Origin of the sequence: Bacillus halotolerans (assembly GCF_004006435.1) — a bacterium.
GTDB lineage: Bacteria > Bacillota > Bacilli > Bacillales > Bacillaceae > Bacillus > Bacillus halotolerans.
Genome location: NZ_CP029364.1, coordinates 2,708,008 through 2,725,154 on the forward strand (window position 1 = coordinate 2,708,008; position 17,147 = coordinate 2,725,154).

Here is a 17,147-nt window from a genome sequence, read left to right on the forward strand (position 1 = left end):
TTGTGTTCTTATCGTTTGACAGCCTCATGTAATGTTGTTAAAGTAAACATGTAAATAGTTACATGATCTCTTCTGAAGGTCAGGTGGTGCTTATGAAGAAGCCAGTTTTAAAGAAATTCGTCTCTCTAGACATGAAGGTTGATCCTCCGATCACCATTGGTGAGACAGGCTTAGGGCTGAGACGTTGGATTCCGATTCGATCGGGAACAATAACCGGGGAAGTGGAAGGACGTATTTTGCCGGGCGGAGCTGATTCGCAAATCATTCGCGCTGACGGCAGAACAGATTTATCTGCCAGATATGTCATAGAAACTGCAGATCATGAACTGATTTACATTGAAAACAATGGAATACGGCAAGTCAGCGAGCCGTTCCGAACCCAAGCAGCTGCCGGAGAAATGATTGACACCGAGCATGTTTATTTCCGTACGGTGCCGACTTTTGAGACAGGCAGTGAAACCTATCAATGGCTGCATGACCGCTTGTTTATCGGTTCCGCAGAAAGAACCCCTGATTACGTTCGATTAGATATTTATGAAGTAGAGTAAAAGACTAAGGAGAGTGTGAAATATGGAAAACTTTATCGGAAGCCACATGATTTATACTTATGAAAACGGTTGGGAATACGAGATTTATATTAAAAATGACCATACAATTGATTATAGAATTCATAGCGGAATGGTGGCCGGACGCTGGGTTCGGGATCAGGAAGTGAACATTGTCAAACTGACAGAGGGCGTATATAAAGTGTCTTGGACAGAGCCGACAGGCACAGATGTTTCGTTAAACTTTATGCCGAATGAAAAACGCATGCACGGCATTATTTTCTTCCCGAAATGGGTGCATGAACATCCTGAAATTACGGTCTGCTACCAAAATGACCACATTGACCTGATGAAAGAATCACGCGAAAAATATGAAACCTATCCAAAATACGTAGTGCCTGAATTTGCGGAAATTACATTTTTGAAAAATGAGGGAGCCGATAATGAGGAAGTCATTTCTAAAGCACCTTATGAAGGAATGACAGACGATATTCGCGCAGGAAAATTGTAAAAAAACAAAAACCCGGTAAAGAGAATGATTTCTCTTTACCGGGTTCTTTTTGCTGAGTATGTGGGCACCATCACAATTCCTGCGAAAAACAGTATGATTCCAATCCAGCGAATGGGCTGGTAATAAGCTGTGTCTCGCAAAAAAACGACTGCTGATAAAATGAAGATACACGCTGCCACAACGATGACGGCACCCAAGCAGCCCGATTTCCCCATGTGATTCTCCTTATGAGTTTAATAGTTTTTTCCGCTTCTCACCATCAGGATCATGCTCAATAGAAAGTTCGGAATTCAAAATCAAGGTTTCTCGTTTGTCTTCAGTATAAGCCGGCCATTGTACATCCTCGCAGCTTGGATTTCCTGTTTTTGCGAAGGCAAGCCATGCTGATTGTATCGTGTGTGAGAGCTGTTTGACCTCATCCGTAATGTCTGCTTGTACCATTCGTTTCAGTCCGTTTAGATTGCCGAACACAAACGGCAGTTCCAGTGCGTGAAACGCTTTATTGTACGGCGGCTTGTCCGGATGCCAGTCGAATCGGTACATCCAGACAGGTGCGTAACGGGACTGGGCGGAGGCGCAGGCGACGGCCGGGCGCCAAAACAGCAAATCGGTCATGATATGAATTTGGCTTTCGAGAGAGTGCGGATACAGCTCGGCCGCTTTCTTTGCCAGCGGCTGACCCAATAGATACTCAAGCGCTTCATCAATTGTTTCCTGAGAGTGAACTTCTGAATCCGGCGTGAAAAATAAATACCCTTCATCACGATTTGTTCCGATTAACAGCGGAATGCCGTCAGCGGCTCCTTCAGCGATGGCTTTCTCCGGCTCAGCAGGCAGTGTTTTCGGATCAAGTGCAGGCTGGAAGAACAGCTGAAAGATATTTTCATTTTCGGTTTTTCGCAGCTGGTCGGCGGCTTTAAGCAAATCTTCCGCAGACACAGTATGCAGCCTGTCCAATTGGTAACGGTCAATTCCAAGGATTCGTAAAAAAGAATGCGCGGTGCTTGCCGCTTTTTCTTCTGTCATGGTTCGGGAAGAGCCGCTTTCCAAGATGGCTTTCTGGAACAGGCCTTTTGCAGCAGGCATGGCAAGCAGTGCGGCAATGCTCATACCGCCTGCTGATTCTCCAAACACCGTTACATTTTCCGGATCGCCGCCAAACGCAGAGATATTGTCCTTGACCCATTTCAGAGCCGCGGTTTGGTCAAGCAGTCCAAGGTTGTTGGAATACGCTTCATCAATGGAAGACAAATGCAAAAAGCCGAATGGCCCCAGCCGATAGTTCAGAGTGACGACAATGACATCTCCCTGAGCTGCCAGGTTCGAGCCGTCGTATAAAGGCTCACTGCCCGCGCCGAGATAAAATGTGCCGCCATGAATCCACACCATGACAGGACGATTTTTGCCCGGAGTGTCAGGTGCAAATACATTTACATACAGGCAGTCCTCAGACTGGCGGGGGAGTTCAGGGTATGAATATGACAGTAAATCAGGCGGCTGCGGGCAAACCGGGCCGTATGCAGTTGCGTCCAGTACGCCTTCCCAGGCCGCCGGCGGATCAGGTGCTTTAAAGCGCAATTGTCCGACGGGCGGCTTTGCGTAGGGGATGCCTTTCCATGTTTGGACACCGTTTTTTGAAATGCCTTTCACTGTGCCGTATTGCGTTTTGACCACTGATTCAGACATAGCGTTCTCTCCCTTTTTCCCCCATTATAAACAAATTTGTCCTGATGGTGCGAACCTCAGCCCTTATCTGATATTCATTTTCCCATCGTTTTTAAAAAGGATTTGACTTCCTGAACCGTCAGGCCGATTTCTCTCGCTTCCGCCATCAGCGCTTTCCACTCTTCTATATTCGATTCTGTCAGCTTTCGGTTTCGGTAGGAGGCGGTTTCAGGCTCCTCTTTCTTTAGCTTGTTCGTAAAAGTGAACAATTCTTCTTTTTCCATTCCGGCTTGAACAGCTTGTACAAGATGCACACGCCATTCTTCCTCTCCGCCGCTGATTTTTTGATACATCATCGTTTCAGCGTCGAATAATTCTGTTAATTCGACATCCAGGGTTGCTGATACTTTTTTCAAAAATTGAACGGACGGATTCGTATGAACGCCTCTTTCAATCTTGCTTAAATAGGATTTAGAAACGCCTGACTCGATAGCCAGCTGATTAATAGAATAGCCTTTTCTTTTGCGGTACAAACGGATAATTCTTCCAATCATAATATGAAATTCTCCTCTATTCCTGTCGTTATTTCGTTCATTATAAGGAATTATTCGTTCTTTATAAAATTTAAAATAATAAGGGAAGCGCAGTAAATAAGAGGAAAATCATGATATTGTTCTCTAAAGAGAACTTATTGGCTTATTTTGCAATTTTTAAATAATAAAGTTTTCTTTTATAATCCAATCATTAACAGAAAGGGGCTTGGGAAGCCAGCCGTGAGAAGGCTGAAGGCTATGAATATATGAATGAGAATATGAGTTTTAAAGAGTTATACGCGATTGTCAGACATAGATTCGTGCTGATTCTGCTCATCACAATAGGCGTCACCTTTATTACAGGTTTTGTGCAATTTAAGGTCATTTCACCGACTTATCAGGCGTCGACTCAAGTGCTGATTCATGAATCAGACGGTGAAGAAAACTCGAATCTCAGTGACATCCAGCGAAATCTTCAGTACAGCAGCACGTTCCAATCGATTATAAAAAGCACGGCCTTGATGGAAGAGGTCAAGTCGGAATTGCATCTTTCTGAATCGGCTTCCTCGCTGAAAGGAAAAGTGATGACAAGCAGTGAAAATGAATCGGAAATTATTACCATTTCTGTTCAGGATCACAATCCCGAGCGAGCGGCTAAGATTGCGAACACGTTAGTCAGCAAGTTTGAAAAAGAAGTAGATGAAAGAATGAATGTCCAAGGCGTACATATTCTATCAGAGGCGAAGGCTTCTGAAAGCTCGATGATCAAGCCGTCCCGAATGAGAAATATGGTCATGGCTTTTGGGGCGGCCGTGATGGGCGGCATTACACTGGCATTTTTTCTGCATTTTCTCGATGATACGTGCAAAAGCGCACGGCAGCTCAGCGAGAAAACCGGATTGCCCTGCTTAGGCTCCGTCCCTGATGTCAAAAAGAAACGGAATCGCAGGGTTGGATAAAACATTTCGAGGAGTGAAGTGAGTGGTCTTTAGAAAAAAGAAAGCAAGGCGAGGTTTGGCTCAAATATCCGTTTTACATCATAAATCAATTGTTGCGGAACAATATCGCACCATTCGGACAAACATTGAGTTTTCATCCGTACAGACCAACTTGCGGTCCATTCTCGTCACCTCCTCTGTGCCTGGTGAAGGAAAATCGTTCAGTGCAGCGAATCTTGCGGCAGTCTTTGCGCAGCAGCAGGAAAAGAAAGTGCTGCTGGTGGACGCCGATTTAAGAAAACCGACAATTAACCAGACGTTTCAGGTTGAAAATCTGACCGGGCTGACAAATGTGCTGGTCGGCAATGCTTCTCTAAATGAAACGGTGCAAAAGACCCTGATCGATAACTTATATGTGCTGACAAGCGGACCGACGCCGCCGAATCCGGCAGAACTGTTATCCTCGAAGGCAATGGGAGATTTGATATCAGATATCTATGACCAATTCAGTCTGGTGATCTTTGATTCTCCTCCGCTTTTAGCTGTCGCGGACGCTCAAATTTTAGCGAACCAGACAGATGGAAGCGTGCTCGTTGTCTTAAGCGGAAAAACAAAAACCGATACCGTCCTGAAAGCGAAGGACGCACTGGAGCAATCCAATGCAAAGCTGTTAGGCGCTCTCTTAAATAAAAAGAAAATGAAAAAATCTGAACACTATTCCTATTAATTTTTGCTTTTAGGTGATGTCTCCTTACCTGTATCAATGGAGGCACTCGGCTCCGCTGTGGGCAAGCTTGAACAGGCTGCCTTAGATGCTGGTCGTCGCTGGCGGGGCGTGAGGACGGGTTAAATGCCCACTTATTTGATATACATAGGAAATGTTATCGGTTTAGCTGCTGTCGTTTTTTAGATGACGAAAACCGCCGCAGCTAAACCGATAAAAGTATTAGGGGGGAAAAGGTTGAGTTACCGGAGAAGACTGTCAATGATTATCGCGCTGGATACTTATCTCGTTTTGAATTCAGTTATTGCAGGATATCAATTTTTAAAAGATTCTTATCAATTTTATGACTCCGGAGCATTATTGCTTACCGCTGTCAGCTTGCTCCTCAGCTATCATGTATGTGCTATCCTGTTCCGTCAGTATAAACAGGTCTGGACATACACCGGGCTCGGCGAACTGATCGCTCTGCTTAAGGTCATTACGATTTCAGCCGCTGTAACCGGCATCATTCAGTACGCTGTGTATCACACGATGTTTTTTCGGCTGTTAACGGCGTGCTGGGTGCTTCAGCTTCTGTTCATCGGGGGGACCCGCGTTTTATCGAGAATATTAAAAGAAAGCATCAGAAAAAAACGCAGCACGTCGGCCCGCGCATTGATTATCGGAGCGGGATCAGGCGGAACCCTGATGGTCAGGCAGCTGCTGCAGAAAGACGATCCTGACATTACACCTGTCGCTTTTATTGATGACGATCAAACGAAACATAAGCTGGAAATGATGGGACTGCCCGTCATCGGCGGAAAAGAAAGTATCATGCCTGCGGTGCAAAAGCTCAAAATTAACTATATTATCATTGCGATTCCTTCTCTCCGTACCCATGAACTGCAGGTGCTATACAAAGAATGCGTGCGGACCGGAGTGAACATCAAAATCATGCCTCATTTTGATGAAATGCTGCTTGGAACGCGCACTGCCGGGCAAATCAGAGATGTAAAGGCTGAGGATTTACTCGGCAGGAAGCCGATAACCCTCGACACAAGCGAAATTTCAAACCGCATCAAAGAAAAAACAGTTCTCGTCACAGGAGCGGGCGGTTCAATCGGCTCGGAAATCTGCCGGCAAATCAGCGCGTTCCAGCCTAAGGAAATCGTTCTTCTCGGCCATGGGGAAAACAGCATTCATTCTATTTATTCTGAACTGAATGGACGATTCGGCAAACACATCGTGTTCCACACAGAAATTGCGGATGTGCAGGACCGCGACAAAATGTTTACCTTAATGAAAAAATACGAACCGCACGTCGTCTATCATGCGGCTGCCCATAAGCATGTGCCTTTAATGGAGCACAACCCCGAAGAGGCAGTCAAAAACAACATCATCGGAACAAAAAATGTGGCGGAAGCGGCAGATATGTGCGGGACAGAGACATTTGTGCTCATTTCATCTGATAAAGCGGTGAACCCGGCCAATGTAATGGGGGCAACAAAACGCTTTGCTGAAATGATTATTATGAATTTGGGGAAATTCAGCAGAACAAAATTCGTCGCTGTCCGCTTTGGCAATGTGCTTGGCAGCCGAGGCAGCGTCATTCCGGTTTTTAAGAAACAGATTGAAAAAGGCGGTCCCGTTACGGTGACACATCCGGCGATGACCCGCTATTTCATGACCATTCCCGAAGCGTCACGGCTTGTCATCCAAGCTGGAGCGCTGGCGAAAGGACGCCAAATTTTTGTTCTTGATATGGGCGAGCCCGTGAAGATTGTCGATCTCGCCAAAAACCTCATTCATTTATCTGGCTACACGACGGAGCAGATTCCGATTGAGTTCACAGGCATTCGCCCGGGTGAAAAAATGTATGAGGAGCTGCTGAACAAAAATGAAGTTCACGCTGAACAAGTTTTTCCGAAAATCCATATCGGCAAAGCGGTGGACGGCGACTGGCCATTGCTGATGCGCTTTATAGAAGATTTCAATCAGCTGCCGGAAGCCGAGCTCAGAGAGCGGCTGTTTGCGGCAATAGACACATCAAACGAAATGACGGCTGCCGGCGTTCGTTAGGGGGAGTGGAGATGACGAAAAAAATACTATTTTGTGCCACTGTCGATTATCACTTTAAAGCTTTTCATCTTCCTTACTTTAAATGGTTTAAACAATTGGGCTGGAAGGTTCATGTTGCTGCGAGCGGACAGACGCGGCTGCCGTATGTCGATGAGAAATTCTCCATTCCGATCCGAAGGTCACCCTTTCATCCTCAGAACATTGCCGTTTACAGACAGCTGAAGAAAGTGATCGATACCAACGAGTACGACATCGTCCATTGCCATACGCCGGTCGGCGGCGTTCTTGCCCGGCTTGCGTCACGGCATGCGAGACGAAACGGAACAAAAGTGCTCTACACCGCTCACGGATTTCATTTTTGCAGCGGAGCGCCGATGAAAAACTGGGTCCTTTATTATCCGGTTGAAAAATGGCTTTCTGCCTATACAGACTGCCTGATCACCATAAATGAAGAAGATTACACACGAGCGAAACGGCTTCAAAGACCGGGCGGAATGACAGAAAAAATTCACGGCATTGGCGTTAATACAGACAGGTTCCGGCCAGTCAGCCTTGAAGAGCAGCATAGGTTGAGAGAAAAGCACGGCTTCCAAAAAGACGACTTTATATTGGTCTATCCGGCTGAACTGAACCTCAACAAAAATCAGAAGCTGTTAATTGAAGCTGCCGCACTGCTGAAAGATAAGATTCCTGAGCTCCGTCTTGTTTTTGCCGGAGAAGGAGCGATGGAACAAACGTATCGGGCCTTAGCTGAAAAGCTTGGAGCTTCCCGCAATGTTTGCTTTTACGGCTTTTGCCGCGATATTCACGAGCTGATTCAGCTTGCGGATGTATCTGTCGCCTCCAGCATCAGAGAAGGCCTCGGCATGAATGTGCTTGAGGGCATGGCGGCGGAGAAGCCGGCGATTGCCACTGAGAACCGCGGACACCGGGAAATCATCCGGGACGGAAAAAACGGGTTTCTCATCAAAATTGGCGACAGCGCCGCTTTTGCCGATCGGATTGAACAGCTCTACCTTGAGCCGGAACTGCGGAGAACACTCGGACAGGAAGGCCGCCAAACAGCCTTGCGCTTTTCGGAAGCGCGAACGGTAGAAGAAATGGCAGATATTTATTCCGTGTACATGGATATGGATAAAAAGGAGAAAAGCGTATGAATTCAGGACCGAAAGTTTCTGTCATTATGGGCATTTATAATTGTGAACGAACTTTGGCGGAAAGCATTGAATCCATTCTCAGCCAATCCTATAAAAATTGGGAGCTGATTATGTGCGATGATGCGTCAACAGACGGCACGCTCCGTATTGCGAAGCAGTATGCCGCTCATTACAGCGACCGCATCAAGCTGATTCACAATCAAACAAACAAGCGGCTGGCCGCTTCGTTAAATCACTGTCTTTCTTATGCGACAGGCGAGTATATCGCCCGTCAGGACGGAGATGATCTGTCCTTTCCGCGCCGTCTGGAGAAGCAGGTTGCCTTTTTAGAAAAGCATCGGCACTACCAGGTGGTCGGCACCGGCATGCTAGTGTTTGATGAATTTGGCGTAAGGGGCACACGGATGCTGCCTTCTGTTCCGGAGCCGGCCATCATGGCGAAAGGGACGCCGTTTTGTCATGGGACAATCATGATGAGAGCCAGCGCTTACCGTACGCTGAAAGGCTATCGTTCGGTGCGGCGGACAAGACGAATGGAGGATATCGATTTGTGGCTCCGCTTTTTTGGAGAGGGCTTCCGAGGCTATAACCTCCAAGAAGCGCTGTATAAAGTAAGGGAAGACAGCGACGCATTCAAGAGGCGGTCTTTTACCTATTCAATCGACAACGCTATTCTTGTGTACCAGGCATGCAGACGCCTGAAGCTTCCTTTTTCCGCTTACATCTATATCGCAAAACCGCTCATTCGCGCGTTTATGCCTCCTGCTGTGATGAATCGTTATCATAAAAAAAGAGTGATGAATCAGAAGGAAGGGCTTGTGAAGCATGAATAACAGCCAGCAGCGCGTGCTCCATGTTCTCAGCGGCATGAACAGGGGCGGCGCGGAAACCATGGTCATGAATTTATATCGGAAAATGGATAGAAGCAAGGTGCAATTTGATTTTTTAACCTATCGAAATGATCCGTGCGCTTATGATGAAGAAATTTTATCGCTAGGCGGGCGGCTTTTTTATGTCCCGAGTATCGGACAAAGCAATCCCCTCACATTTGTGAAGAATGTAAGAAACACAATAAAAGAAAACGGGCCGTTCAGCGCGGTTCATGCGCACACAGATTTTCAAACCGGCTTTATCGCGCTTGCGGCAAGGCTAGCCGGGGTGCAGGTCAGAGTATGCCATTCCCATAACACCTCGTGGAAGACCGGCTTCAATTGGAAGGACTGCCTGCAGCTGATGGTGTTCAGACGCCTCATTTTGGCTTATGCGACTGAATTGTGCGCTTGCGGAGAGGATGCGGGCCGGTTTTTGTTCGGGCGATCAAATATGGAGCGGAAGCGTGTTCATCTGCTGCCGAACGGAATCGACCTTGATTTGTTCTCTCCCGCCGGGCAGGCGGCCGATGACGAAAAAAAAGCACGCGGCATAGCGTCTGACCGTCTGATCATTGGTCATGTGGCCCGATTTCATGAAGTGAAAAATCACGCGTTTTTGCTGAAGCTTGCCGTTCACCTGAAAAAACGGGGAGTTCGCTTTCAGATGGTTCTCGCAGGAGACGGACCGCTGCGGGAGCAGATGGAGGAGGAAGCGCGGCGGCTGAATCTGCTTTCAGATGTCCTCTTTTTAGGAACTGAAGAACACATTCATGAGCTCATGCGTACCTTTGATGTATTTGTCATGCCGTCGCTGTACGAAGGCTTGCCTGTTGTGCTTGTGGAAGCGCAGGCTTCGGGTCTTCCGTGCATTATTTCCGACAAGATCACAGAAAAAGTCGACACGGGTCTCGGACTTGTGAAAAGGGTGAGTCTCTCTAAGCCGATGGACATTTGGGCTGAAACGATTGTAAGAGCGGCCGCCGCAGGCAGGCCGAAGCGGGAGCTCGTGAAAGATACCCTTGCGAAACTTGGCTATGATGCGCGGCGAAATGTGGGTGCATTGATGAATTTATATCAGATTAGCACTGAAAAAGGACAATAAAAATGATTGTGTATGTCGTCAATATGGGAATTGTATATATTTGGTCTTGGTTTGCTAAAATGTGCGGCGGCCGGGATGAGTCACTTGCTACCGGCTATCGTCCGAACAAGCTTCTTATTTGGATTCCGCTTGCCTCACTTGTGCTTGTTTCGGGCCTGCGTTACAGGGTCGGTACAGATTTTCAGACGTATACGCTGCTGTATCAAATGGCAGGAGACTATCAAAATATTTGGCAGATATTCGGTTTCGGCACGGCGAAAACGGCAACAGATCCGGGCTTTACCGCACTGCTATGGCTGATGAATTTCATCACGAAGGACCCGCAAATCATGTATGTGACCGTTGCGGCCGTGACCTATATCTTTATTATCAAGACGCTGGCAGACTACGGGAGACCGTTTGAGCTGAGCGTCTTTTTATTTTTAGGAACCTTTCATTATTACGCATCCTTTAACGGAATCAGACAATACATGGTGGCAGCCGCTTTGTTTTGGGCGATTCGCTATATCATCAATGGAAACTGGAAGCGTTATTTTCTGATTGTGCTGGTCAGTTCGCTCTTTCACTCCTCGGCGCTGGTGATGATTCCGGTCTATTTTATTGTCAGAAGAAAAGCCTGGTCACCGGCAATATTCGGCCTCTCAGCTTTATTTCTCGGCATGACCTTTTTATATCAGAAATTTATTTCGGTATTTGTCGTTGTCCTTGAAAACAGCTCATACAGCCATTATGAAAAGTGGCTGATGACAAATACAAACGGAATGAATGTGGTCAAAATCGCTGTTTTGGTCCTGCCGCTGTTTTTGGCCTTTTGTTACAGGGAGCGCCTCCGAAAGCTGTGGCCGCAAATCGATATTGTCGTCAATTTGTGCCTTCTCGGTTTTTTATTCGGGCTCTTGGCCACAAAGGACGTGATCTTTGCCAGGTTTAATATTTACTTCGGACTGTATCAAATGATCCTAGTCCCTTATTTTGTCAGGATGTTTGATGAGAAATCGAATGCGTTGATCTATATCGCCATTGTGGTTTGTTATTTTTTATACAGTTATTTGCTTATGCCGGTTGATTCTTCCGTTCTGCCGTACAGAACGATTTTTTCCCGGTAATTTATGCAAGAGGAGCCGGTCATTATGGAAACACCTGCGGTTAGTCTGTTAGTCGCTGTTTATAATACAGAAACCTATATCAGAAACTGCCTTGAATCTTTGAGGAACCAGACATTGGACAATATTGAAATCATCATCGTCAATGACGGTTCGGCAGACGCCAGCCCGGACATCGCGGAGGAATATGCAGAAAAGGATAAACGATTCAGAGTCATTCACCAGGATAACCAAGGGCTCGGTGCGGTCCGGAACAAAGGGATCGAGGCGGCCCGCGGCGAATTTGTGGCTTTTATTGACTCAGACGATTGGATCGAGCCTGATTATTGCTTGCAAATGGTTCAGGCAGCATCGGAGGAAACCGATCTGGTCATTTGCAACTATGCCGCGGAGTTTGAGGATACTGAAAAAACCGTTGTCTCAGACATTGCGGAAACCTATCAGGATCAGCCGAAGGAGTCTTATATCAAGGCGTTATTCGAAGGGAAGGTCAGGGGATTTTCATGGAATAAACTGTACCGAAGAAGCATGATTGACGCACACCGGCTTTCGTTCCCGCTCAGAGGTGAGCTGGAGCATGTCGAGGATCAGTTTTTCAGCTTCAGGGCACATTTTTTCGCCCGCTCGGTTTCCTATGTAAAAGCGCCTCTCTACCATTATCGCATTCACCTTTCCTCCATCGTGCAGGGTTATCAGAAAAAACTGTTTGAATCAGGACTGGCGCTGTATCAGGCGAACGCAGGGTTCTTACAGGAGAACAACAAGCTGGAGGAGTACCGAAAGGAGCTTGATTTCTTTATCGTTCTCCATGGGACCATTTGTCTTTTGAACGAATGGAAAACAAGCGCCAGCCGGCGTCTTTTGGAAAGGCTCAAAACGGTCGGCGTGATTTGCGCTGATCCGGTGTTTCAAGGCAGTCTGTCGAAAACGGGGACAGCGCCTTTTGACGCAAAACGGTCATGCCTGCTGCTGATGGCGAAATACAGAATGATTCCGCTCGTTGCCATGGCGTCCGCCGCGTATCAGCGAGTGATCGAGTACAAAATGAAAATCAGAGGGTGAAGACATGTCGTTACATTCATTGAAAATCAATCTTGCAGAATGGCTGCTGCTAAAGGTCAAGTACCCGTCTCAATTTTGGCTGGGGGCGGCCGATCAGCCGGAAAAGGCTGCCGCACATAAAAAGAAAATCATTCTGACCCTGCTGCCTTCCCATGACAATTTGGGGGATCACGCCATTGCTTATGCGAGCAAAGCGTTTCTTGAGCAGGAATACTCCGATTTTGAAATCGTTGAGGTCGATATGAAGGACATATACAAATCAGCAAAAGCGCTGATCCGCTCCCGCCACCCGGAGGATATGGTCTTTATCATCGGCGGCGGAAACATGGGGGATTTATACCGGTATGAAGAGTGGACGCGCCGCTTTATCATTAAAACGTTTCATGATTATCAAATCGTCCAGCTACCGGCAACTGTTCATTTTTCTGATACGAAAAAGGGACGAAAAGAGCTGAAACGGGCGCAGAAAATTTATAACGCGCACCCCGGTTTATTGCTGATGGCCCGGGATGAAACTACGTATCAATTTATGAAGCGGCATTTTAAAGAAAAAAAGATCCTGAAGCAGCCTGATATGGTGCTGTATTTAGATAGAAGCAGCACCCCTGCGGAACGCGAAGGGGTGTATATGTGTTTACGCGAGGATCAGGAAAGTGTGCTTCAGGAGGATCAGAGAAACCGCGTGAAGACCGCTCTTTTTAATGAATTTGGCGAGATCAAAGCTTTTACGACAACGATCGGGCGCCGGGTCAGCCGCGGCACACGGGAACAGGAGCTGGAAGCGCTTTGGTCTAAGTTGCAAAGTGCTGAAGCCGTTGTCACAGACAGGCTGCACGGCATGATTTTTTGTGCGCTGACAGGAACGCCGTGTGTAGTGATCCGGTCTTTTGATCACAAAGTAATGGAAGGCTACCAATGGCTGAAAGATATTCCAACCATGAAGCTGATTGAACAGCCGGAGCCGGAAATTGTGACAGCCGCAGTGAAAGAGCTGCTGACAAAAGAAACAAACCGTGCCGGCTTTCCGCGGGAGATGTATTTTAAAGGGCTGCGGGATAAAATCAGCGGTGAAGCACAATGACACCGCTCGTCAGCATTATTGTCCCGATGTATAACGTTGAACCATTCATTGAAGAATGCATCAATTCACTGCTTGCCCAAACGCTTTCCGATATAGAAATCATCCTTGTTAATGATGGAACACCCGATCGATCTGGTGAGATGGCAGCGGCATACGCGAAACGGGATGCAAGAGTTCAAGTCATTCATAAAAAAAATGGCGGCTTGAGTTCGGCTCGAAACGCGGGAATCAAAGCGGCGCGCGGCACGTATATCGGGTTTGTAGACGGAGACGATTATGTCTCTCCCGCCATGTTTCAAAGGCTTGCAGAAGAAGCGGAGCAGCACCGGCTCGATATCGCTGGCTGCGGATTTTATAAACAGTTTGAAGACAAACGGGTATACGTACCGCCGCAGCTCGAAACAGGCCGTATGCTGACAAAAGCGGATATAGCTGAGCAGCTCCAACGTGCCCACGAAACGAGATTTATCTGGTATGTATGGCGATATGTGTATCGCCGTGAGCTTTTGGAAAGGGCGAACCTGTGGTTTGATGAAGACATCCGTTTTGCTGAAGATTCACCCTTTAATTTATCTGCTTTTTATGAAGCCGAGCGGGTAAAAGTGCTGGATGAAGGCTTGTACATATACCGTGAAAATCCGAACAGCCTGACGGAAATTCCTTATAAGCCTGCGATGGATGAAAATATCCAAAAACAATATCAAGCCAAAATCGCATTTTACAATCAGCGCGGCTTATCGGCTGTGTGCAAAGAGGATTTGGATGTGTACATTTGCAAGCACCAGCTTCCGATGCTTCTGGCAAACGCCTGTGCCTCACCGCAGCCGCCGAAAGACATCAAAAAACAGATCAGACAGATTTTATCCTATGACATGGTGCGGCAGGCTGTCAGACACACATCGTTCCAGCATGAGAAATTAGGCAGAGGCGAGCGATTGGTCTTAGCGCTGTGCAAATGGCGGCAGATCTTTCTCATCAAGCTGTTTTTTGAGACTCGCGGAACCATGAAAGGCAGTGCAAAGCAGGCATGAAATTCACTATTAACTTCAGCGCCAATCTTACAGCTTTTCTTCTGTCCGTATTCCTGTCTGTCTGGATGACGCCTTTTATTGTCAAAACGCTCGGTGTCGAGGCTTTCGGCTTTGTGAATTTAACACAAAATGTGATTAATTATTTCTCCATTATCACGGTGGCGCTCAGCTCCGTGGTTGTGCGTTTTTTTTCTGTCGCAGCCCACAGGGGAGAGCAGGAAAAAGCAAATGCGTATATCAGCAATTATTTGGCTGCGTCTGTTTTGATTTCATTGCTGCTTCTGCTGCCTCTTTTGAGTGCGGCTTTTTTTATTGACCGCGTTATGAACGTCCCTCAGGATCTTTTGGCTGATGTTCGGCTGTCGATTTTGATTGGAAGTTTGCTGTTTCTTTTAACATTTTTGATGGCGGGGTTTGGGGCGGCGCCGTTTTATGCCAATCGGCTGTATATCACCAGTTCTATTCAGGCGGTGCAAATGCTCATCCGTGTATTGTGTGTGCTGGCGCTGTTTGCCTGCTTTACGCCAAAAATCTGGCAGATTCAGCTTGCCGCTTTAGCCGGTGCCGTCATAGCGTCTATTCTGTCTTTCTGCTTTTTCAGAAAACTGATTCCATGGTTTTCATTTAGGCTGAAAGACTTGTCATTCCGCATAAGCAAGGAACTGTTTCAGGCAGGAACCTGGAACTCAGTCAATCAGATCGGCGTGCTGCTTTTTTTGCAGATCGACCTATTGACCGCCAACTTGGTGCTGGGTGCATCTGAAGCGGGAAAATACGCGGCGATTATCCAGTTTCCGCTGCTGCTGCGCAGTTTGGCAGGAACAGTCGCATCTCTATTTGCGCCTGTCATTACTTCTTATTATTCAAAAGGCGATATGGACGGCTTGGTCAAGTACGCCAATCAGGCAGTGAGACTGAACGGGCTTTTGCTTGCGCTTCCGGCTGCATTATTGGGAGGTTTGGCCGGGCCTTTTCTGACGATCTGGCTTGGACCGTCCTTTTCCTCTGTAGCGCCGCTTTTATATATTCACGCCGGATATTTGGCGGTCAGTCTTGCCTTTATGCCGCTGTTTTATATATGGACCGCCTTTAATCAACAAAAAACACCGGCGCTCGTCACCCTGCTGTTAGGCGCAGTGAATGTTGTGCTGGCGGTCACATTAAGCGGGCCGGCGCATCTGGGGCTTTACGGCATTACGCTGGCCGGGGCGATTTCGCTTGTGCTGAAAAATGTCATCTTTACGCCGCTTTATGTATCACGCATTACCGGCTACAAAAAGCATGTGTTCTTTACAGGCATGTTCGGTCCGGTCTTTGCCGCTTTATTTGCCTGGGCGGTTTGTGAGGCCATTCAGTTATGTATCACCATTGAAAGCTGGACATCACTGATTGCCGCAGGTGCTGCCGTCAGCTGCTGCTACGCCGTTTTCGCTTTTATGCTTGTTTGTACGAAAGAGGAACGACAGCTGGTGCTGAGACGGTTTAGAAAAACGAAAGGAGCTGTAAATATTTGATCCTGAAACGTCTTTTTGATCTGACGGCCGCTATTCTTTTATTGTGCTGCACGGGTGTCATTATTCTATTCACTATCGCCGTTGTCAGGCTGAAAATAGGATCGCCTGTCTTTTTTAAACAAGTACGGCCCGGCTTGCATGGGAAGCCGTTCACCCTTTATAAATTCAGAACGATGACGGACGAACGGGACAGTGAGGGAAATCTGCTGCCGGATGCAGTCAGGCTTACGAAAACAGGCAGGCTGATCAGAAAGCTGAGCATTGATGAGCTGCCACAGCTTCTGAACGTTTTGAAAGGAGACCTCAGCCTCGTCGGTCCCCGGCCGCTGCTGATGGACTATCTGCCGCTTTATACGAAACAGCAGGCACGGCGCCATGAGGTGAAACCCGGGATTACAGGCTGGGCGCAGGTCAACGGCAGAAACGCGATTTCCTGGGAAAAGAAATTTGAACTGGATGTTTGGTACGTTGACAACCGTTCATTCTTGATCGATTTGAAAATTTTATGTCTGACGGTACGCAAAGTTCTTGTGTCAGAAGGTATACAGCAAACCAATCATGTGACCGCAGAACGCTTCACAGGAAGCGGAGATGTGTCCTCATGAGAAACGTGGCCATTGTGGGAGACGGCGGTCACGGAAAGGTGATCAGAGAACTCATAAGCGCCCGTTCAGACACGCGCTTAGCTGCGGTGCTGGACGATAAATTCAGCACATTTGATGCTGAGAAAGAGCTGTACACAGGCCCCTCGGAAGCCATTTCAGAAGTGCGCAGGCTGATCCCTGATGTCATGTTTGTGATTGCAATTGGAAACAACAGCGTCAGAAAACAGCTGGCGGAGCGGCTGGGGTTATACAAAGAAGATTTCATCACATTAATCCACCCGTCAGCCATCATCAGCAAATCGGCTGTCATCGGGGAAGGAACGGTTATTATGGCCGGTGCGATTATTCAGGCGGATGTTCAGATCGGCGCCCACTGTATCATCAATACGGGCGCGATTGCAGAGCACGACAATCAGATCGGCGATTTTGTACATCTTTCTCCGCGCGCCACGCTTTCTGGTGGTATTGCGGTTCAAGAAGGGGCTCATGTGGGCACCGGGGCCTCCGTCATTCCGCAGGTTACTATTGGCTCTTGGAGCATTGTCGGCGCAGGCTCCGCGGTGATCCGCTCCATCCCTGCCGGGGTAACGGCAGCAGGAACCCCGGCGCGCGTGATTTCCTCTATTCAAACCTAAAGCAAAGGATG

17 protein-coding genes and 1 pseudogene are annotated in these 17,147 nt (G+C 47.5%); 15 read left to right on the forward strand and 3 right to left on the reverse strand.

The genetic code is table 11. From position 1 onward, the window contains the following. The first annotated feature begins 92 nt into the window (after positions 1-92). Together DIC78_RS13825 and padC are read left to right on the forward strand one after the other, a co-directional pair. Positions 93-548 carry a DUF3237 domain-containing protein gene (locus DIC78_RS13825; protein ID WP_105953964.1) on the forward strand — a complete coding sequence of 152 codons (456 nt, stop codon included), beginning with the start codon at positions 93-95 and terminating at the stop codon, positions 546-548. Between the two features lie 22 nt (positions 549-570). Continuing rightward, complete coding sequence (gene padC / locus DIC78_RS13830; protein WP_003235304.1) at positions 571-1,056, forward strand: phenolic acid decarboxylase; 486 nt, start codon at positions 571-573, stop codon at positions 1,054-1,056. Positions 1,057-1,084: 28 nt separating this feature from the next. Here padC and DIC78_RS13835 read toward each other — a convergent pair. From DIC78_RS13835 to slrR, 3 genes and pseudogenes are all read right to left on the reverse strand, one after another. Continuing rightward, positions 1,085-1,271: pseudogene (locus DIC78_RS13835) on the reverse strand (hypothetical protein); the annotation flags it as partial. Between the two features lie 10 nt (positions 1,272-1,281). Further along, positions 1,282-2,742, reverse strand: a complete 1,461-nt coding sequence (pnbA, locus tag DIC78_RS13840; RefSeq protein ID WP_127696451.1) for a para-nitrobenzyl esterase — start codon at positions 2,740-2,742, stop codon at positions 1,282-1,284. 74 nt (positions 2,743-2,816) lie between these two features. Beyond that, complete coding sequence (slrR, locus tag DIC78_RS13845; protein WP_101859908.1) at positions 2,817-3,275, reverse strand: HTH-type transcriptional regulator SlrR; 459 nt, start codon at positions 3,273-3,275, stop codon at positions 2,817-2,819. Positions 3,276-3,520: 245 nt separating this feature from the next. Between slrR and DIC78_RS13850 the strand changes: the two genes are divergently transcribed. From DIC78_RS13850 to DIC78_RS13910, 13 genes are all read left to right on the forward strand, one after another. Further along, entirely contained in the window at positions 3,521-4,213 is a 693-nt protein-coding gene (locus DIC78_RS13850) for a YveK family protein (protein ID WP_127696452.1), read from the forward strand. A 22-nt stretch (positions 4,214-4,235) separates the two neighbouring features. Beyond that, entirely contained in the window at positions 4,236-4,919 is a 684-nt protein-coding gene (epsB, locus tag DIC78_RS13855; RefSeq protein WP_127696453.1) for a protein tyrosine kinase EpsB, read from the forward strand. A 234-nt stretch (positions 4,920-5,153) separates the two neighbouring features. Then, positions 5,154-6,974, forward strand: a complete 1,821-nt coding sequence (locus DIC78_RS13860) for a polysaccharide biosynthesis protein (RefSeq protein WP_174754434.1) — start codon at positions 5,154-5,156, stop codon at positions 6,972-6,974. Positions 6,975-6,985: 11 nt separating this feature from the next. Beyond that, a complete protein-coding gene (locus DIC78_RS13865) occupies positions 6,986-8,131 on the forward strand; it encodes a glycosyltransferase family 4 protein (RefSeq protein WP_106019597.1) in 1,146 nt (381 codons plus the stop codon). Continuing rightward, entirely contained in the window at positions 8,128-8,964 is an 837-nt protein-coding gene (gene epsE / locus DIC78_RS13870; RefSeq protein WP_024122933.1) for a glycosyltransferase EpsE, read from the forward strand. Before DIC78_RS13865 ends, epsE begins: the two co-directional genes overlap by 4 nt. After that, complete coding sequence (locus DIC78_RS13875) at positions 8,957-10,105, forward strand: glycosyltransferase family 1 protein (protein WP_106019596.1); 1,149 nt, start codon at positions 8,957-8,959, stop codon at positions 10,103-10,105. Before epsE ends, DIC78_RS13875 begins: the two co-directional genes overlap by 8 nt. 2 nt (positions 10,106-10,107) lie before the next feature. Next, complete coding sequence (epsG, locus tag DIC78_RS13880; RefSeq protein ID WP_106019595.1) at positions 10,108-11,211, forward strand: biofilm exopolysaccharide biosynthesis protein EpsG; 1,104 nt, start codon at positions 10,108-10,110, stop codon at positions 11,209-11,211. Positions 11,212-11,235: 24 nt separating this feature from the next. Beyond that, complete coding sequence (locus DIC78_RS13885; RefSeq protein ID WP_106021968.1) at positions 11,236-12,270, forward strand: glycosyltransferase family 2 protein; 1,035 nt, start codon at positions 11,236-11,238, stop codon at positions 12,268-12,270. A 4-nt stretch (positions 12,271-12,274) separates the two neighbouring features. After that, the gene (locus DIC78_RS13890) at positions 12,275-13,351 is read left to right on the forward strand and encodes a polysaccharide pyruvyl transferase family protein (protein ID WP_106019593.1); all 1,077 of its coding nucleotides are present in this window, start codon (positions 12,275-12,277) and stop codon (positions 13,349-13,351) included. Continuing rightward, complete coding sequence (locus DIC78_RS13895) at positions 13,348-14,382, forward strand: glycosyltransferase (RefSeq protein WP_106019592.1); 1,035 nt, start codon at positions 13,348-13,350, stop codon at positions 14,380-14,382. The genes DIC78_RS13890 and DIC78_RS13895 overlap by 4 nt, the downstream gene beginning before the upstream one ends. Beyond that, positions 14,379-15,896, forward strand: a complete 1,518-nt coding sequence (locus tag DIC78_RS13900; protein WP_127696454.1) for an MATE family efflux transporter — start codon at positions 14,379-14,381, stop codon at positions 15,894-15,896. Before DIC78_RS13895 ends, DIC78_RS13900 begins: the two co-directional genes overlap by 4 nt. Beyond that, the gene (locus DIC78_RS13905) at positions 15,893-16,501 is read left to right on the forward strand and encodes a sugar transferase (RefSeq protein ID WP_101864748.1); all 609 of its coding nucleotides are present in this window, start codon (positions 15,893-15,895) and stop codon (positions 16,499-16,501) included. The genes DIC78_RS13900 and DIC78_RS13905 overlap by 4 nt, the downstream gene beginning before the upstream one ends. Beyond that, positions 16,498-17,136 carry an acetyltransferase gene (locus tag DIC78_RS13910; RefSeq protein ID WP_127696455.1) on the forward strand — a complete coding sequence of 213 codons (639 nt, stop codon included), beginning with the start codon at positions 16,498-16,500 and terminating at the stop codon, positions 17,134-17,136. The genes DIC78_RS13905 and DIC78_RS13910 overlap by 4 nt, the downstream gene beginning before the upstream one ends. The last annotated feature ends 11 nt before the right edge of the window (positions 17,137-17,147 follow it).